The organism is Streptomyces novaecaesareae, assembly GCF_000716875.1.
Lineage (GTDB): Bacteria > Actinomycetota > Actinomycetes > Streptomycetales > Streptomycetaceae > Kitasatospora > Kitasatospora novaecaesareae.
On sequence record NZ_JNWQ01000114.1, the window covers coordinates 1 to 17,517 of the forward strand.

Consider the following 17,517-nt stretch of genomic DNA (forward strand, 5'->3'; position numbering starts at 1 on the left):
TGGCACGCTGTTGAGTTCTCAAGGAACGGACGCTTCCTTCGGACCGCCTTCCAGCGGACCCTCCGGGCTTCGTTCTTTCGTGTTTCCAGCTTATCAGATGTTTTCCGCTCCGTTTTCCGGAGTTTCATTCATCCAATCGGCTTTCGCCTTTCGGCGCTCCCGAACTCTACCAGAGCTTTTCGGGCCGTTTTCCCCGGTCGTTCTCGAATTCAGATTCGAGCCCGTTTCCGAGGGGCCGTCCCGTGGGGCAACCCGGAGAACATTACGCACCGGGTCGCCCCACGTCAAACCGGCCTCAGCCGGGGACGAACGAGCGTCAGACCTCGACGACGACCGGCAGGATCATCGGCCGGCGGCGGTAGTTGTCCGCGACCCACTTGCCGATGGTCCGGCGGACCAGCTGCTGCACCTGGCGGGGCTCCAGCACGCCGTCGCTCGCCGAGCGGTCCAGGGCCTCCTGGAGCTTGGCGACCACGGGGACGAACGCGTTGTCGTCGATGCCGGAGCCACGGGCCTGGATGGTCGGGCCGCCGACGATCTTGCCGTTGGCCGAGTCGACCGCGACGAAGACCGAGATGAAGCCCTCCTCGCCGAGGATCCTGCGGTCCTTGAGCGAGGCCTCGGTGATGTCGCCGACGGAGGAGCCGTCCACGTAGACGTACCCGGCCTGCACCTTGCCGACGATCCGGGCGACGCCGCCCTCCAGGTCGACGCAGACGCCGTCCTCGGCGATGACCACGCGGTTGCGCGGCACCCCGGTGGCGATGCCCAGCTCGGCGGCCGCGCGCAGGTGGCGCCACTCGCCGTGGACCGGCATCAGGTTGCGCGGCTTACAGATGTTGAAGAAGTAGAGCAGCTCGCCGGCCGAGGCGTGGCCGGAGACGTGCACCTTGGCGTTGCCCTTGTGCACGACCTTGGCGCCCCAGCGGGTCAGGCCGTTGATCACCCGGTAGACGGCGTTCTCGTTGCCCGGGATCAGGGAGGACGCCAGGACGACGGTGTCGCCCTCGACGATGCGGATCTGGTGGTCGCGGTTGGCCATCCGGGACAGCGCGGCCATCGGCTCGCCCTGCGAGCCGGTGCAGATCAGCACGACCTCCTTGTCTGGCAGGTCGTCCAGCTGCTTGACGTCCACGACCATGTTGCCGGGGACCTTCAGGTAGCCGAGGTCACGGGCGATGCCCATGTTGCGGACCATCGAGCGGCCGACGAAGGCGACCTTGCGCTTGTACTCGTGCGCGGCGTCCAGGACCTGCTGGATGCGGTGCACGTGGCTGGCGAAGGAGGCGACGATGATGCGCTTGTCCGCGTTCGCGAAAACGTTTCGCAGCGCCGCCGAGATGTCCCGCTCGTGCGGGATGAAGCCGGGGACCTCGGCGTTGGTGGAGTCCACCAGCAGGAGGTCCATGCCCTCCTCCGCCAGCTTGGCGAAGGTCGGCAGGTCGGTCAGGCGGCCGTCGAGCGGCAGCTGGTCCATCTTGAAGTCGCCGGTGGCCACGACCATGCCGGCGGGGGTGCGGACGGCCACGGCGAGGGCGTCCGGGATGGAGTGGTTGACCGCGATGAACTCGCAGTCGAAGGGGCCGATGCGCTCGCGCTCGCCCTCCTTGACCTCCAGCACGTACGGGCGGATCCGGTGCTCGGCGAGCTTGGCCTCGATCAGGGCCAGGGTCAGCTTGGAGCCGATCAGCGGGATGTCCGGGTTCTCCCGCAGGAGGAACGGGACGGCGCCGATGTGGTCCTCGTGCCCGTGGGTGAGGACGATGCCGTCGACCTTGTCGAGGCGGTCCCGGATGTAGGTGAAGTCCGGGAGGATCAGGTCCACGCCGGGCTGCTCGTCCTCGGGGAAGAGGACGCCGCAGTCGATGATCAGGATGCGGTCCCCGTATTCGAGGACCGTCATGTTGCGGCCGATCTCGCCGAGGCCGCCGAGCGGAGTGATGCGGAGGGCGCCCTCCTTCAGGGCCGGAGGCGCGCCGAGTTCGGGGTGCGGGTGGCTCAAAAGACTCTCCTCACGACGCACGCCATATGCCCGGGGTCCTCCCCCTGGAGACATATGGCGTGCGTACTCAGTGTCGTTTTCCTACTGGGTCGGTGCTCTCGCGCCTTCGGTCCGGTCCAGCGGCAGACCCCAGGGGGTCCGGCGAGCCGGGGCGCGCACGTCTGTGTCTGCTACAGGTGTACCCCGCCGGCGGCGAGATCCTGCTTCAACTGCGCGATCTCCTCGGGCGTCGCGCCGATCTGCGGCAGCCGGAGCGGGCCGCCGGGAAGGCCCAGGAGCTCCAGCGCGGCCTTGGTCAGGATCGCGCCCTGCGTGCGGAACATACCGCTGAACAGTGGCAGCAGGCTCTGGTGGATCGCGGTGGCCTTGGCCACATTGCCCGCCAGGTAGGCCTCGATCATCGCCTTCAGCTCGCCGGCCGCGAGGTGCCCGACGACGCTGACCACGCCGACGGCTCCGATGGACAGCAGCGGCAGGGTGAGGATGTCGTCGCCGGAGTACCAGGCGAGGTCGGCGCGGGCGACCGCCCAGGCCGCGGCAGCGACGTCGCCCCTGGCGTCCTTGTTGGCGACGATCCGCGGGTGCTCGCCGAGGCGGACCAGCAGCTCCTGGCCCAGCGCCACCCCGCTGCGGCCCGGGATGTCGTACAGCATGACCGGCAGCTCGGTCGCGTCGGCGACGGCGACGGTGTGCCGGTACAGGCCCTCCTGCGGGGGCTTGCTGTAGTACGGCGTGACGGCCAGCAGGCCGTGCGCCCCGGCGGCCTGCGCCTGCCGGGCCAGCTCGATGCTGTGGTGGGTGTTGTTGGTGCCGACGCCGGCCACCACGTGGGCGCGGTCCCCGACCGCCTCCACCACGGCGCGGACCAGTCGGGCCTTCTCGTCATCGCTGGTGGTCGGGGACTCACCGGTGGTGCCGTTGACGACGATGCCGTCGTTCCCGGAGTCGACGAGGTGCGTGGCGAGGCGCTGGGCGCCGTCGAGGTCGAGTCCGCCGTCGGCGGTGAACGGGGTGACCATGGCGGTCAGGACCCGGCCGAACGGGGTCTGGGGGGTGGAGGTCGGAGCCATGCGTCCAAAGCTACTCGTAGGCGGTGGGGCGGTAACCACACCGGTCCAGGGTTCGGACAGGGGCAGCCGCGTGGAGCGGTGGAAACAGGCGGTGAGGTGGGATTCCGGTGCTGCCCGCTCGGGGGTTCAGGCAGCACCGGAATCCGTGTTCACGAATGTAGGGAGCGGCTAGAAAAGCCGCAATCCAGACATGCCAGATACTCTGCCCATATGCCTGTCGTCCCAGGTCAGGGGGCGACCCGGCCGTGCTTCTCGAAGGCCGCATGGGTGAGCGGCATCAGCTCGGCCCACTGCTGCTCCATCTGCTCGGCGACCATCTCGATCTCGCGCTGCGGGAACGACGGCACCGCCGAGTTCTCCCGCTTGGTCCGCAGCGACAGGAAGTGCATCAGCGAACGCGAGTTGCAGGTCGCGTACATCGAGGAGAACAGGCCGACCGGCAGCACCGCGCGGGCCACCTCGCGGGCCACCCCGGCCTCCAGCATCTCCCGGTAGCGGGCGTAGGACTCGCGGTACGCGGCCTCCATCGCCTCGCTGGTGGTCTTGTGCTGCTCGGGCGTGCCCTGGCTGAACTCGTACTTGCCCGGGCGGCCCTGCTGGACCAGCTTGCGGTCCTCGGCCGGGACGTAGAAGACCGGCTGCAGCTCGCGGTAGCGGCCGGACTCCTCGTTGTACGACCAGCCGCTGCGGTGCCGGTGGAACTCCCGGAACACGAAGATCGGCGCGCTGATGAAGAAGGTCATCGAGTTGTGCTCGAAGGGCGTGCCGTGGCGGTCGCGCATCAGGAAGTTGATCAGGCCCTTGGACTTCTCCGGGTCCTGCTGCAGTGCCTCCAGGGACTGCTCCCCCGCGGTCGAGACGCGGGCCGCCCAGACGACGTCCGAGTCGGCGGCGGCGCTGCGGACCAGCTCCACCGTCACGTCGCTGCGGAAGCTGGGGGCCGTCGGTTCGTCGCTCACGCGTTACTCCTTGCGGGTTCGGTGCTGTGCAGCTTGATGGCGTGCTGCATGGTCTTGCGGGCGCGCGGGGTGTCGCCGGCGTCGGCGTAGGCCACGGCGAGACGGAACCAGACCCGCCAGTCGCCCGGCGCCTCCTCCGCCTCGGCCCGGCGGCGGGCGAAGACCCCGTCGGCCGAGGCCCGGTCGATCCGCCCGCCGGTGGTGCGCTTGAGCTCGTCCACCGGCAGGCCGCCCTCGGCCTCCAGCTCCCGGGCGAGCCGCTCGCTGTCCCGCCCGAAGCGGACGGTCTGGCGCAGGAACCAGACCCCGATCACCGGGATGACGAAGGCGCAGAGCCCGATGCCGATGCCGAGCGGCTTGCCGGTGGCGATCAGCTGGACGCCCTCCCCCACGCAGAGCAGGGCGACCAGCAGCAGCACGCCGGACAGGACGAAGAAGCCGGTACGGGAGGTCATGTCACATTCCCAGGGATCAGCACTGTCACAGGTCCAGGAAGTGTTCGAGACCGAAGGTCAGCCCCGGCGTCTCGACGACCTTGCGCACGCCCAGCAGGATGCCCGGCATGAAGCTGCTGTGGTGCAGCGAGTCGTGCCGGATGGTGAGGGTCTCGCCGGTGTCGCCGAACATCACCTGCTGGTGGGCGAGCAGGCCGCGCAGCCGGACGGCGTGCACGGGCACCCCGTCCACGTCGGCACCGCGCGCGCCGGGCAGGCTGTGGGTGGTCGGGTCCTGCTGCGGCGGGCGGCCGGCCTCGGCGCGGGCGGCGGCGATCAGCTGCGCGGTGCGGGTCGCGGTGCCGCTCGGGGCGTCGGCCTTGCGGTCGTGGTGCAGTTCGACCACCTCGACCGACTCGAAGTACCGGGCGGCGATCTGCGAGAACTTCATCCCGAGGATCGCCCCGATGGAGAAGTTCGGCGCGATCAGCAGGCCGAGCTCCGGGGCCTGGTCCAGCCGGCCGCGGACGGTGGCGAGCCGCTCGTCGGTCCAGCCGGTGGTGCCGGTGACCACGTGGATGCCGTGGCCCAGGCAGTAGTCCAGGTTGCCCATCACCGAGTCCGGGTGGGTCAGCTCGACGGCCACCTGCGCCCCGGCCTCGGTCAGCTCCTCCAGCTTCGAGCCGCGGCCCAGGGTGGCGACCAGCTCCAGGTCCGGAGCGGCCTCGACGGCCTTGACCGCCTCCGAGCCGATCCGGCCCTTGGCGCCGATCACGGCGACACGCAGCGTCATAGCGAAACGTCCTTTCAGACCAGCAGATCGGCGAGCTTGGCGGCCCGCTTGTCGTTGACCGGGCCGATCAGCGCCAGCGACGGCCGGTACGCGCCCAGCACATCACGGGCGACCGCGTGGACGTCGTCCAGGGTCACGGCCGCGATCCGCTCCAGCATCTCGTCCACCGACAGGTGGTGGCCGTAGCTGAGCTCGGCCTTGCCGATCCGGTTCATCAGCGAGCCGGTGTCCTCCATGCCGAGCACCGTCGAGCCGGAGATCTGCCCGATCGCCCGCTGCAGCTCCTCCTCGGTGATGCCCTCGGCGACCACCTTGGCCAGCTCGGCGCGGCAGATCCGCAGCACCTCCTCGACCCGCTTGGGCTGGCAGCCGGCGTAGATGCCGAACAGGCCGCTGTCCGCGTAGGACGAGGAGTACGAGTAGACCGAGTACGCCAGGCCGCGCTTCTCCCGGATCTCCTGGAACAGCCGCGAGCTCATCCCGCCGCCGAGGGCCGCGTTGAGCACGCCCATCGCCCAGCGGCGCTCGTCGTGCCGCGGCACCCCGGGCACGCCCAGCACCAGGTGGGCCTGCTCGGTGGACCGGTTGAGCACCTCGACCTTGCCGGCCGTGCGCAGCGCCTTGACGCCGCGGCGGGCCTCGGCGGGGGCCGCGGTGGAACGGGCCAGCACCGGCGCGAAGGCCTGCTCGACCTGCTTGACCACCTTGCGGTGGTCGAGGTTGCCGGCCGCGGCGACGACCAGGTTCTCGGGGCGGTAGCGGCGGTGGTAGAAGCCGGCGACCTGGTCCCGGGTGAGCGTCCTGATGGTCTCCTGGGTGCCGAGGATCGGGCGGCCGAGCGGGCCGCTGCCGTAGATCACCTTGGCGAACAGGTCGTGCACCACGTCGCCCGGGTCGTCCTCGGCCATCGCCATCTCCTCGAGGATGACGCCGCGCTCGGCCTCCACGTCCTCGGTGCGGATCAGCGAGCCCGTGAGCATGTCGCAGACCACGTCGATGGCCAGCGGCAGGTCGGTGTCCAGGACCCGGGCGTAGTAGCAGGTGTTCTCCTTCGCGGTGAAGGCGTTCATCTCGCCGCCGACCGCGTCCAGGGCCGCCGAGATGTCCAGCGCGCTGCGCCGCTCGGTGCCCTTGAAGAGCAGGTGCTCCAGGTAGTGGGTGGCGCCGTTGAGCTGTGGGGTCTCGTCCCGCGAACCGACGCCGACCCAGATGCCGAAGGTCGCGGAGCGCACCGTCGGAAGGGTCTCGGTGACGACCCTCAGGCCGCCGGGGAGGACGGTGCGGCGCACCGTTCCGGCGCCGTCGACGCCCTTGAGCAGGGTCCGGGTGGTGCCGGGACGCTGCGTTACCGCCGGGGCCTGCGCCACGGGGGGTACCTCCAGAGAAAACGCACGTGGGAAGGCACGTACGGACGAAAGCGTGGACAACTGGGTGCGGCCCGCACGCCGCGAGGCGTACGGGCCGCAGGGAGTCAGCTAGCGGCGCTTCACTCGGAAGCGGCCTCGCCGGCCTCTTCGCCCTCGACGACCGGGATCAGGGAGAGCTTGCCGCGCGGGTCGATCTCGGCGATCTCGACCTGGACCTTGGCGCCGACGCCGAGGACGTCCTCGACGTTCTCCACGCGCTTGCCGCCGGCCAGCTTGCGGATCTGCGAGATGTGCAGCAGGCCGTCCTTGCCCGGCATCAGCGAGACGAACGCGCCGAAGGTCGTGGTCTTGACCACGGTGCCCAGGTAGCGCTCGCCGACCTCCGGCATGGTCGGGTTGGCGATCTGGTTGATCGTGGTGCGGGCGGCCTCGGCGGCCGGGCCGTCGGCGGCACCGATGTAGATGGTGCCGTCGTCCTCGATCGTGATCTCGGCGCCGGTGTCCTCCTGGATCTGGTTGATCATCTTGCCCTTGGGGCCGATGACCTCGCCGATCTTGTCCACCGGGATCTTGATGGTGATGATGCGCGGCGCGTTCGGGGACATCTCGTCCGGGGAGTCGATGGCCTCGTTCATCACGTCGAGGATGTGCAGGCGGGCGTCCTTGGCCTGCTTCAGCGCGGCGGCCAGCACCGAGGCCGGGATGCCGTTGAGCTTGGTGTCCAGCTGCAGCGCGGTGATGAAGTTGCGGGTACCGGCGACCTTGAAGTCCATGTCGCCGTACGCGTCCTCGGCACCGAGGATGTCGGTCAGCGTGACGAAGTGGGTCTCACCGTCGATCTCCTGGGAGATCAGGCCCATGGCGATGCCGGCGACGGCGGCCTTCAGCGGCACACCGGCGTTCAGCAGCGACATGGTCGAGGCGCAGACCGAGCCCATCGAGGTGGAGCCGTTGGAGCCGAGCGCCTCGGAGACCTGGCGGATGGCGTACGGGAACTCCTCGCGGGAGGGCAGCACCGGCAGGATGGCCCGCTCGGCCAGGGCGCCGTGACCGATCTCGCGGCGCTTGGGGGCGCCCACGCGGCCGGTCTCGCCGACGGAGTACGGCGGGAAGTTGTAGTTGTGCATGTAGCGGCGGCGCGTCTCCGGGGAGAGCGTGTCCAGCTGCTGCTCCATGCGCAGCATGTTCAGCGTGGTGACACCCAGGATCTGGGTCTCGCCGCGCTCGAACAGGGCCGAGCCGTGCACCCGCGGGATGGCCTCGACCTCGGCGGCCAGGGTGCGGATGTCGGTGACGCCGCGGCCGTCGATGCGGATCTTGTCCGTGATGACGCGCTCGCGGACGATCTTCTTGGTCAGCGCGTTGTAGGCGGCGCTGATCTCCTTCTCGCGGCCCTCGAACTCGGGGAGCAGCTTCTCGGCGGCCAGCGCCTTGACGCGGTCCAGCTCGTTGTTGCGCTCCTGCTTGCCCGCGATGGTGAGGGCCTGGGCGAGCTCGTCCTTGACGGCGGCGGTCAGCGCGGCGAGGACGTCGTCCTGGTAGTCCAGGAAGACCGGGAACTCGGCGGTCGGCTTGGCGGCCTGGGCGGCCAGCTGCGACTGCGCGGCGCACAGCACCTTGATGAAGGGCTTGGCGGCCTCCAGACCGGCGGCGACGACCTCCTCGGTCGGCGCCTCGGCGCCGCCCTCGACCAGCTTGATGGTCTTGTCGGTGGCCTCGGCCTCGACCATCATGATCGCGACGTCGCCGTCCGCCAGGGCACGACCGGCGACGACCATGTCGAAGACGGCCGACTCCAGCTCGCTGTGGGTCGGGAAGGCGACCCACTGGCCGTTGATCAGCGCGACGCGGACGCCACCGATCGGACCGGAGAAGGGCAGGCCCGCCAGCTGGGTCGAGGCGGAGGCGGCGTTGATCGCGACCACGTCGTACAGGTGGTCGGGGTTGAGCGCCATCACGGTGCAGACGACCTGGACCTCGTTGCGCAGGCCCTTGACGAAGGACGGGCGCAGCGGGCGGTCGATCAGGCGGCAGGTGAGGATCGCGTCCTCGGAGGGCCGGCCCTCACGACGGAAGAACGAGCCGGGGATGCGGCCCGCGGCGTACATCCGCTCCTCGACGTCCACGGTCAGCGGGAAGAAGTCGAAGTGCTCCTTCGGCTGCTTGGACGCGCTGGTGGCCGACAGCACCATGGTGTCGTCGTCCAGGTAGGCAACGGCGGAGCCGGCCGCCTGACGGGCCAGGCGGCCGGTCTCGAAGCGGATGGTACGGGTGCCGAAGGAACCGTTGTCGATCACGGCTTCGGCGTAGAACACGTTCTCTTCCACCTGGAAGATCTCCTCTTTCGTACGTTCTCCGGGAGAGCGTCCCCGCGTCCTGCCTGCGGTCGGCCCTGGGCCCTCGCCTGGGAGGGCGGCAGTCGGGCCGGTCTTCGATCGAAGCCTCCGGAGTGCCCCGCTCGGTCTGCGGGGGTTCCGGCGGCCACTACCGAGGACCGGCGCCTCACGGCTGCCGGGCCGGGAAGGGCGGTCCGCGTCTGGACGCTCTCTCGGATGCGGGCGGCTTCCGTTTGAAGCCTTCGTCCCGCGGGGGGTCGGGGGTCCTTGTGCCCGGGTGGCGCGCTGGTGCGCCATCACCCGGCATGCCCACAACCCTACGGTGCAATCCTCGGCCACCTGGGGAGGTGCGCGCGAGTTGTTATGTCAGGGCGCCGCGGCTCAGGGCGTCCGCGGCATACGCGCGAGGGGCGGCTCCCCGGTGTGGGGAGCCGCCCCGAGCGGCGGTCTTAGCGGGCGCCACCGGCGGCACCGCGGCGGATGCCCAGGCGGTCGACGAGCGTACGGAAACGCTCGATGTCCTTCTTGGCCAGGTACTGCAGCAGGCGGCGGCGCTGGCCGACCAGGATCAGCAGGCCACGACGCGAGTGGTGGTCGTGCTTGTGGGTCTTGAGGTGCTCGGTCAGGTCCGAGATGCGGCGGGACAGCATGGCGACCTGGACCTCGGGGGAGCCGGTGTCGCCCTCCTTGGTGCCGAACTCGGCCATGATCTGCTTCTTGACGTCAGAGGCGAGAGCCACTGCAACTCCTTCAAGGTCTACCGAGCGGTCCTGGTCGACAACACAGGACTCTGTGAGAACTCGATGTCGTGACGGAGCACGGCCGGCCCCCTCCGGATTTGTCGCTGGGCGACCCACCGGGGGCGGACACATGGCTGCGCTCGAAGGCCAGCGTACCAGTGCGGCCCACCCGGCCGGGCGGCCGGGTGGGCACCGGGGCGGGCGGCCGTCAACCGGTCGCGCCGCGGACCAGCCGGTAGATGTCCAGGACGGCGAGCGCCAGCGGGACGAGCGAGATCAGGGTGAGGCTGTCGACCAGGTCCAGGATGCGCCCCCAGAACGGGGAGACGCCGAGCCGGGGCACCACCAGGGCGATCGCGACGAGCAGCGCGGCGCCGAAGGCGATGGAGACGGCCAGCCAGATGGTGCGCAGGTCGAGCTGGGTGGTGGAGCCGGCCACCCGCAGGAAGAACTGCGGGGTGTGCAGGGACAGCCCGACGATCAGCAGGCACAGGCCGAGCAGGCCCGCCACGGTGAGGCTGAGCACCTGCGCGGTGTAGCGGAACAGACGGGCGCGCAGCATGGTGGCCAGGCCCAGGGCGAGCGCGAGCAGCTCGGGGGAGGTCTTGTCGGTGAACCCGAGGACCGCGCAGGCGCCGACCACGACCGCGGCGCAGCCGCCGACCAGGCCGACCAGCACCTCGTGGCCGCGCCGGGCCTGGTGCGCGATCTTCTCGTACTGGACGGCCTCGGCGCGCTCGGCCTCCTCGTCGTAGTCGCGGCTGCGGGTGCGGGTCTGGCCGGGGGCGCTGAAGCCGACCGGCAGCCGGGCGAAGCGGGCGGAGAGGCTGGGCAGGAAGCCGAGGACGGCGACGGCGGCGACACCGGTGACCGCGGCGATGTGCCCGGCGGGGGTGTCGGGCATCAGGACGGCGGCGAAGGTGGCGAACGTGCCGGCGGTGGCGACCAGGGCGGCGGCGACGAACGCCGCGTCCTTCTCGGGCAGCAGGCCGGCCAGCAGCACGGCGACCACCAGGACGCAGACGCAGCCGGCCAGGAACTGGAGCCGGCCGGGGCCCTCCCACGGGTGGGCGGCGGCGATGATGCCGCTGCCGCCGATCATGGCGTGCGGCAGCGCGCCGAGGCCGAGGGCGAGGGCGGCGTGGGCGTCCTGGTAGACCCTGGCGCGCACGCCGGCCAGCGCGGTGAGCACGACGGCGATGACGCCGGACAGGATGCCGGGCAGGCCGTGCATGTCGTGGCGCAGGTCGGAGAACCAGAGCGCGAAGCCGAGCAGGGTGAGCAGCACCCCGGCGCCGATCAGGCCGAAGCCGCGCATCAGCTCGGCGGTCCAGAAGCGGCGGTCGGCCTCGACGGCGCTGGCGATGGCGTCGGCGACGTCGTCGTAGACGGCGGGCGGGAGGGACTCGGCGAAGGGGCGCAGCGCGAGCAGGTCGCCGTCACGGACCTGCTGGGCGGCCAGCGTCAGGCCGCTGTCGAGCACGGTGCCGTCGCGGCGGACCAGGTGGAAGCCGGTGGGCGCGCCCTCGGGCTGGCTCTGGTTGGCCAGGCGCAGCACCTCGGGGTAGACGTCCGCGAGCGGGACGTCCTCGGGCAGGGCGACGTCGATCCGGCGGTCCGGGGCGACGACCGTCACCCGGCAGTAGCCGGTAGCGGCAGCGTTACTCATGCTCCCGCCTCGTTCCTTCGACGCACGTGGCGCTCCCCCTTGTTGACGGTGCCGAGGCACGGCGGCGCTCGGTGTGGCTGTGGAACCGGCCCGACCGGGCCGCGAGTTGGCGCGGCGTTACCCTACCCGCTCGGCTGGTGCCCGGGTCCTGGCGGGCGGCGCGGGAGCGACCGTTAGGATCGGCGCCTGCGCAAAGGTACGGGGGCTGCGCTGTGTGGGGCGTCCTCAGCCGCCGGATTCCCGTACGGACCGTACGCAGTCGCGTGAGGGCTGATGCCGAAGTGATCGATCGACGCCACGGGGTGGATGACACATGGGTGTGATCACGGTCAAGCGACCGGCGAGGGCGTATCCGCCCACTGTGCCGGACGAGCCGGTGGAGCTGGTGAGTCCGCCCGAACTGCCCCGGCAGGGCGGCGAGGACTGGCTGATGAGCATCCTGCCGATGCTCGGCATGGGCGGGTCGGCGGTGTTCTTCTTCTCGCCCGGCGCGGCCGCCCCGATGAAGATCATGGGCGGTCTGATGATCGCCTCGACGGTCGGCATGGTGCTGGCCCAGATCGTGCGGGCCCGCAAGGGCGGCTCGACCGCGATGGCGGACGAGCGGCGCGACTACCTCAAGTACCTGCAGCAGACCCGCCGCCAGGTGCGCCGCACGGCGGAGCGCCAGCGCGGCGCGCTGCTGTTCCTGAACCCGGCGCCGGACCAGCTGTGGTCGATCGTCGAGGACGGCCGGCGGCTGTGGGAGCGGCGCACCGGGGACGGCGACTTCGCGCAGATCCGGGTGGGCCTCGGGCCGGTGCAGCTGTCGACCCCGCTGGTGGCGCCGCAGACCGCGCCGATGGACGAGCTGGAGCCGCTGTCGGCGGCCGCGATGCACTCCTTCCTCAAGGCGCACGGCACCCTGCAGGACCTGCCGCTGGCGGTGTCGCTGCGGGCCTTCTACCACATCACGGTGTGCGGGGACCCGGACTCGGTGTACGGCAACGTGCGCGCGATGATCGCCCAGTTGACCACCCTGCACTCGCCGGACGACCTGATGGTGGCGGTCGCCGCGGCCCCCGGTGCGGCCGAGGAGTGGGACTGGGCCAAGTGGCTCCCGCACAACCAGCACCGCAAGGAGGCCGACGGCGCGGGCTCGCGCCGGCTGTTCGCCACCGACCTGGGCGACCTGGAGTACCTGCTGCAGGACGAGCTGTCCGGGCGCCAGCGGTTCATCCGGGACTCGGCGCCCGCGGCGGACCAGCCCCACCTGGTGGTGATCATGGACGGCGCCGGGGTGCCGCACGACTCGATGCTGGCGAGCCCGGAGGGTGTCCAGGGCGTGACGGTCATCGAGGTGGTCCCGGGCGAGGTGGACGAGCCCAGCGGGCACCTGATGGTGACGGTCAACTCCGAGGAGCTGGTGCTGCGTTCGGCCTCCGGCGCGACGTACAGCGGCAAGCCGGACCTGCTCTCGACCTGGCAGTCCGAGGCGCTGGCGCGCCAGCTGGCGCCGTACCGGGTCTCGGCCGGCGGGGACGACGAGCCGCTGCTGTCCAACCTCGACTTCACCGACATGATGGGCTCGGGCGACCCGGGCTCCTTCGACGTGACCCGCAGCTGGCGCCAGCGCGCCCAGCACGAGCGGATGCGGGTGCCGCTCGGTGTCGGCGCCAACGGCGAGCACGTGTACCTGGACATCAAGGAGGCTGCGCTGGAGGGCATGGGCCCGCACGGCCTGTGCGTCGGCGCGACCGGCTCCGGCAAGTCGGAGCTGCTGCGCACCCTGGTGCTGGCGCTGGCGATGACGCACTCCTCGGAGATCCTCAACTTCGTCCTCGCCGACTTCAAGGGCGGTGCGACCTTCTCCGGCATGGCGGACATGCCGCACACCTCCGCGGTGATCACCAACCTGGAGGGCGAGCTCACCCTGGTCGACCGCATGCGCGACGCGATCGAGGGCGAGCTGCACCGCCGCCAGGAGCTGCTGCGCTCGGCGGGCAACTACGCCAACATCCACGAGTACGAGCGGGCCCGGGCGGCCGGCGCGGCGCTGGACCCGCTGCCCTCGCTGGTGCTGATCATCGACGAGTTCTCCGAACTCCTCACCGCCAAGCCCGACTTCATCGAGATGTTCATCCAGATCGGCCGGATCGGCCGGTCGCTGGGCGTGCACCTGCTGCTGGCCTCGCAGCGCCTGGAGGAGGGCAAGCTGCGCGGCCTGGACACCTACCTCTCGTACCGGATCGGTCTGCGCACCTTCTCGGCGGCCGAGTCGCGGGCGGCGATCGGCGTGCCGGACGCCTACCACCTGCCGCCGGTGCCGGGTGTCGGCTACCTCAAGTTCGGCGAGGACGTGATGGACCGGTTCAAGGCCGCCTACGTCTCCGGGCCGTACCGGGCGCCGGGGCAGCAGCGGTCGACCGGCGGGCAGCGGGTCGCCGCCCGCCCGGTGGAGTTCACCGCGGCCTACGTGGACCTGCCGGACCCGGTGGAGGAGGAGGCGCCGCCGGTTCCGGAGCAGGACGACGCGCTGGTGGACACCGTGCTGGACGTGTTCGTGCAGCGGATGGTCGGCCAGGGCCCGGCCGCGCACCAGGTGTGGCTGCCCCCGCTGGAGGAGGCGCCGAGCATGGACCACCTGCTGCCGCCGCTGCAGCTGGTGGCGGAGCGCGGGCTCACCGCCCCCGGCTACCCGGTGGGCCGGCTGCGGGCGCCGATCGGCATCGTGGACAAGCCGCGCGAGCAGAAGACGGACATCCTGGAGGTCGACTACGCGGGGGCGGCCGGCCACGGCCTGGTCGTGGGCGGCCCGCGCTCGGGCAAGTCGACCGTGGTGCGCACCATGGTGGCCTCGTTCGCCCTCACCCACACGCCGCTGGAGGTGCAGTTCTACCTGCTGGACTTCGGCGCGGGCAGCTTCCAGTCGCTGGCCGGGCTGCCGCACGTCGGCGGGGTGGCCGGGCGCCTGGACGTGGACAGGGTGCGCCGGATGGTCTCCGAGGTGCACGGGGTGATGAACCGGCGCGAGGAGCTGTTCCGGGTCGCCGGGATCGACACCATCGCCACCTACCGGGCCCGCCGGGCGGCCGGCCAACTGCCGGACGAGGCCTTCGGCGACGTGTTCCTGGTGATCGACGGCTGGAACACCTTCAAGCAGGAGTTCGAGGGCCTGGAGCCGGTGATCGGCGACATCGCGCAGCGCGGCCTCGGCTACGGCGTCCACCTGGTCGTCACCGCGGCCCGGTACGCGGAGGTCCGGCCCGCCCTGAAGGACCTGCTGCAGAACCGCACCGAGCTGAAGCTCGGCGACGCGATGGAGTCCGAGGTGGACCGCCGGGTGGCGGTCAACGTCCCGTCGCTGGCCGGGCGCGGCATCACCCCGGACCGGCTGCACTTCCTGTCCGGCCTGCCGCGCCTGGACGGTTCCTCCTCGGTGGACGACCTGCAGGCCGGCGTGTCCGGCCTGGTCACCGCCGTCGACGGGGCCTGGAGCGGCCCGCGCGCCCCGCAGGTGCGAATGCTGCCGGCCGTCCTGGACGGGAACTCGCTGCCGAAGGGCTTCGAGCACCCGGAGCGCGGCGTGGCCTTCGGCGTGGACGAGGCGGAGCTGTCGCCGGTCTTCGTCAACTTCGAGACCGACCCGCTGTTCATCGTCTTCGGCGACACCGAGTCGGGGAAGTCGGCCGTGCTGCGGATGCTGGTCAAGCAGATCACCGAGCGGTACACCCCGGACCAGGCGGGCATCGTGGTCGGCGACTACCGGCGCGCGCTGCTGGGCGCGGTGCCGCCGGAGTACCTGGTCGAGTACGCGGCCGCGCAGCCGGCCATGTCGGCCGTGGTGGACATGCTGCGCGGGGCCTGCTCCCGCCGTCTGCCGGGCCCGGACGTGACCGCGGAGCAGCTGCGCAACCGCAGCTGGTACAGCGGCAAGGACATGTTCGTGGTCGTCGACGACTACGAGCTGGTCGCGACGAGCTCGGGCAACCCGCTGGCGCCGCTGGCCGAGTTCCTGCCGTTCGCCCGGGACATCGGCCTGCGGGTGATCGTGGCGCGCAGCGCGGGTGGTGCCGGGCGCTCGCTGTACGAGCCGGTGCTGCAGCGGATGCGCGAGCTGGGCGGCCAGGGCGTGATCCTCTCGGGCAACCGGGACGAGGGCGCGCTGCTGGGGACGGTCCGGCCGCAGGCCCTGCCGCCGGGCCGCGGGGTGTACGTGTCGCGCCGCGCGACCGGCGGGCAGATGGTCCAGACGGGCTGGCTGCCGGTGGCGTAGCCACGCCGGCTTTCACGGACGGTGATCGAAGGGGTCGGGCTTCCACAGTCCGGCCCCTTCGGCGTCCCAGGTGCTGAAACGTTACCTAGATCTTTCCCGGCGGGTGCTGCGGTTCCCGTACCCCGCCGGGGAGTTGCCGTGCCCTTCCGGGGCGCCTGGGCGTGTCACCCTCCGCTCAGCCCGCAGCCTTTGAATGTCAGCCTTCGATCCTTTGTTTACCTTCGATTCATTCGCCATGTCACCGAGGTAACAAGTCGGACAAACCGCGCGATGACCGAATGTGATCATCGGATCGCATGGTTATGCCGTTCTCCGCAACGGATTCCGAAGCAGTTCCGGCGTTGACGCGATCAATACGCCCAAGGTTCCATTGCGGCCCGGGAGCGACCGGACAAGGACCCGAGCAACCAGCCAGCGGAGGCGATACCGCTCCCCATCCAGGACCGCACAGAGCCGATCGGAAGCCACATGAGCGACACGCTTCGCCCGCCACAGACCGTAGCCGCCACGGCGGCCGGGGCCGCCGCGCCCCAGCAGCTCAAGCGCTCGATCGGCGTCGTGGGCGGCACACTGCTCACCCTGTCCTGCGTCACCCCCGCGTCGACGCTCTTCGTGATCGTGCCCGAGCTGTTCTCCAGCATCGGCAGCGCCACCGCCCTGGCCATCGCCATCGGTACGGTGCTCTGCGTCGCCGTCGCGTTCTGTTACTCCGAGCTCGGCACCCTCATCCCCAGCGCCGGCGGCGAGTACGCGATGGTCGGCACCCTGGCCGGACGGCTGATGGGCTGGCTGGTCTTCGTGCTCTCGCTGATCGTGGTGATGATCGTCCCCTCGGTCATCGCCCTCGGCACCGCCGACTACCTCGCACCCGTCCTGCACGTGGACAAGGCCATGACCGGCGCCGCCGTGATGCTGGCCGCCACCCTGGCCGGCCTGCTCGACCTGCGCGCCAACGCCTGGATCACCGGCATCTTCCTGGTGCTGGAGGTCATCGCGGCCGGCGTGGTCTCCGTGCTCGGCTTCGCCCACACCAACAGCCACGCCCCCAGCCTGCTGCACGGCGTGGTCGCCGGTGACGGCGGCGCCACCACCACGGTGAGCATCGGCGCCATCGTCGGCGCGCTCGGCATCGCCCTCTTCATCACCCAGGGCTTCTCCACCGCCGTCTACCTCTCCGAGGAGCTGGAGAACCCCCGCCGCAACGTCTCGCGCACCGTGCTGTGGACGCTCGGCATCTCCTCCGCGGTCATCCTGGTCCCGGTCGTCGCCATCACCATGGGCGCCCCCGACCTGCAGACCCTGACCTCCGGCGACATCTCCGGCATGGTCACCGCCTGGAGCAACTCCGCGGTCGGCACCTTCATCAGCCTCTGCGTCGCGCTGGCCATCATCAACGCCGGCATCGTCATGGTCATCCAGAACTCCCGGGTGCTGTTCGCCTCCGCTCGCGACAAGGCCTGGCCCGAGCCGGTCAACAAGGCCTTCTCCACCCTCGGCCGCTTCGGCTCCCCGTGGATCGCCACCCTGGCGGTCGGCCTGCCCGGCGCCGCACTCTGCTTCGTCAAGGGCGAGCTGCTGAGCAACATCACCGGCGTCGCCGTCACCGGGATGTACCTGCTGGTCGCGATCGCCGCGCTGCTCTCCCGCCGCGCCCACCACAAGCACGCCGCCGCCTGGCGGATGCCGCTGTGGCCGGCCGTCCCGATCGTCCTGATCGCGGTGCTGGTCTACGTGATGACCCAGCTGGACACCGAGCCCCTGCTGTGGACCGGCGGCATCACCGCCGTCGCCACCCTCTACTGGCTGTTCTACCTGCGCCCCCGGCAGGAGACCCGCTGGGTGATCAGCCTCCCCGAGGACCAGCAGGCCTGACCCCCACCCCTCCCCCACCT

General features: G+C 70.9%; 11 protein-coding genes. 2 read left to right on the forward strand and 9 right to left on the reverse strand.

The annotated features are described in order from the left end of the window. Positions 1 to 316: 316 nt before the first annotated feature. From OP86_RS29800 to eccD, 9 genes are all read right to left on the reverse strand, one after another. Complete coding sequence (locus OP86_RS29800; RefSeq protein ID WP_030260180.1) at positions 317 to 2,002, reverse strand: ribonuclease J; 1,686 nt, start codon at positions 2,000 to 2,002, stop codon at positions 317 to 319. Positions 2,003 to 2,172: 170 nt separating this feature from the next. Then, positions 2,173 to 3,072, reverse strand: a complete 900-nt coding sequence (gene dapA / locus OP86_RS29805; protein WP_030062418.1) for a 4-hydroxy-tetrahydrodipicolinate synthase — start codon at positions 3,070 to 3,072, stop codon at positions 2,173 to 2,175. Positions 3,073 to 3,299: 227 nt separating this feature from the next. Then, entirely contained in the window at positions 3,300 to 4,031 is a 732-nt protein-coding gene (thyX, locus tag OP86_RS29810) for an FAD-dependent thymidylate synthase (RefSeq protein WP_030062419.1), read from the reverse strand. Beyond that, on the reverse strand, positions 4,028 to 4,486 hold the full coding sequence (locus OP86_RS29815) for a tetratricopeptide repeat protein (protein ID WP_030260183.1): 459 nt from the start codon (positions 4,484 to 4,486) through the stop codon (positions 4,028 to 4,030). The genes thyX and OP86_RS29815 overlap by 4 nt, the downstream gene beginning before the upstream one ends. A 25-nt stretch (positions 4,487 to 4,511) precedes the next feature. Beyond that, positions 4,512 to 5,258, reverse strand: a complete 747-nt coding sequence (dapB, locus tag OP86_RS29820) for a 4-hydroxy-tetrahydrodipicolinate reductase (RefSeq protein ID WP_030062421.1) — start codon at positions 5,256 to 5,258, stop codon at positions 4,512 to 4,514. A 14-nt stretch (positions 5,259 to 5,272) separates the two neighbouring features. Continuing rightward, on the reverse strand, positions 5,273 to 6,625 hold the full coding sequence (locus OP86_RS29825; protein ID WP_234435076.1) for a M16 family metallopeptidase: 1,353 nt from the start codon (positions 6,623 to 6,625) through the stop codon (positions 5,273 to 5,275). 119 nt (positions 6,626 to 6,744) lie between these two features. Then, positions 6,745 to 8,952 carry a polyribonucleotide nucleotidyltransferase gene (locus OP86_RS29830; protein WP_030062423.1) on the reverse strand — a complete coding sequence of 736 codons (2,208 nt, stop codon included), beginning with the start codon at positions 8,950 to 8,952 and terminating at the stop codon, positions 6,745 to 6,747. Between the two features lie 458 nt (positions 8,953 to 9,410). After that, complete coding sequence (gene rpsO / locus OP86_RS29835; protein WP_030062424.1) at positions 9,411 to 9,701, reverse strand: 30S ribosomal protein S15; 291 nt, start codon at positions 9,699 to 9,701, stop codon at positions 9,411 to 9,413. A 208-nt stretch (positions 9,702 to 9,909) separates the two neighbouring features. After that, positions 9,910 to 11,370 (reverse strand): type VII secretion integral membrane protein EccD, encoded by a 1,461-nt coding sequence (gene eccD, locus OP86_RS29840; protein ID WP_030260187.1) that lies wholly within the window; start codon positions 11,368 to 11,370, stop codon positions 9,910 to 9,912. A gap of 313 nt (positions 11,371 to 11,683) precedes the next feature. Here eccD and OP86_RS29845 point away from each other — a divergent pair, with 313 nt between their 5' ends. Both OP86_RS29845 and OP86_RS29850 read left to right on the forward strand, forming a co-directional pair. Continuing rightward, complete coding sequence (locus OP86_RS29845) at positions 11,684 to 15,625, forward strand: type VII secretion protein EccC (protein ID WP_030260189.1); 3,942 nt, start codon at positions 11,684 to 11,686, stop codon at positions 15,623 to 15,625. 468 nt (positions 15,626 to 16,093) lie between these two features. Then, positions 16,094 to 17,497, forward strand: a complete 1,404-nt coding sequence (locus OP86_RS29850) for an APC family permease (RefSeq protein WP_030062427.1) — start codon at positions 16,094 to 16,096, stop codon at positions 17,495 to 17,497. The last annotated feature ends 20 nt before the right edge of the window (positions 17,498 to 17,517 follow it).

Bases quoted from the DNA above. Each gene is read 5' to 3' on its own strand.
- dapA (WP_030062418.1), bottom strand. From the start codon at position 3,072: ATGGCTCCGACCTCCACCCCCCAGACCCCGTTCGGCCGGGTCCTGACC.
- OP86_RS29845 (WP_030260189.1), top strand. From the start codon at position 11,684: ATGGGTGTGATCACGGTCAAGCGACCGGCGAGGGCGTATCCGCCCACT.
- dapB (WP_030062421.1), bottom strand. From the start codon at position 5,258: ATGACGCTGCGTGTCGCCGTGATCGGCGCCAAGGGCCGGATCGGCTCG.
- eccD (WP_030260187.1), bottom strand. From the start codon at position 11,370: ATGAGTAACGCTGCCGCTACCGGCTACTGCCGGGTGACGGTCGTCGCC.
- OP86_RS29815 (WP_030260183.1), bottom strand. From the start codon at position 4,486: ATGACCTCCCGTACCGGCTTCTTCGTCCTGTCCGGCGTGCTGCTGCTG.
- OP86_RS29850 (WP_030062427.1), top strand. From the start codon at position 16,094: ATGAGCGACACGCTTCGCCCGCCACAGACCGTAGCCGCCACGGCGGCC.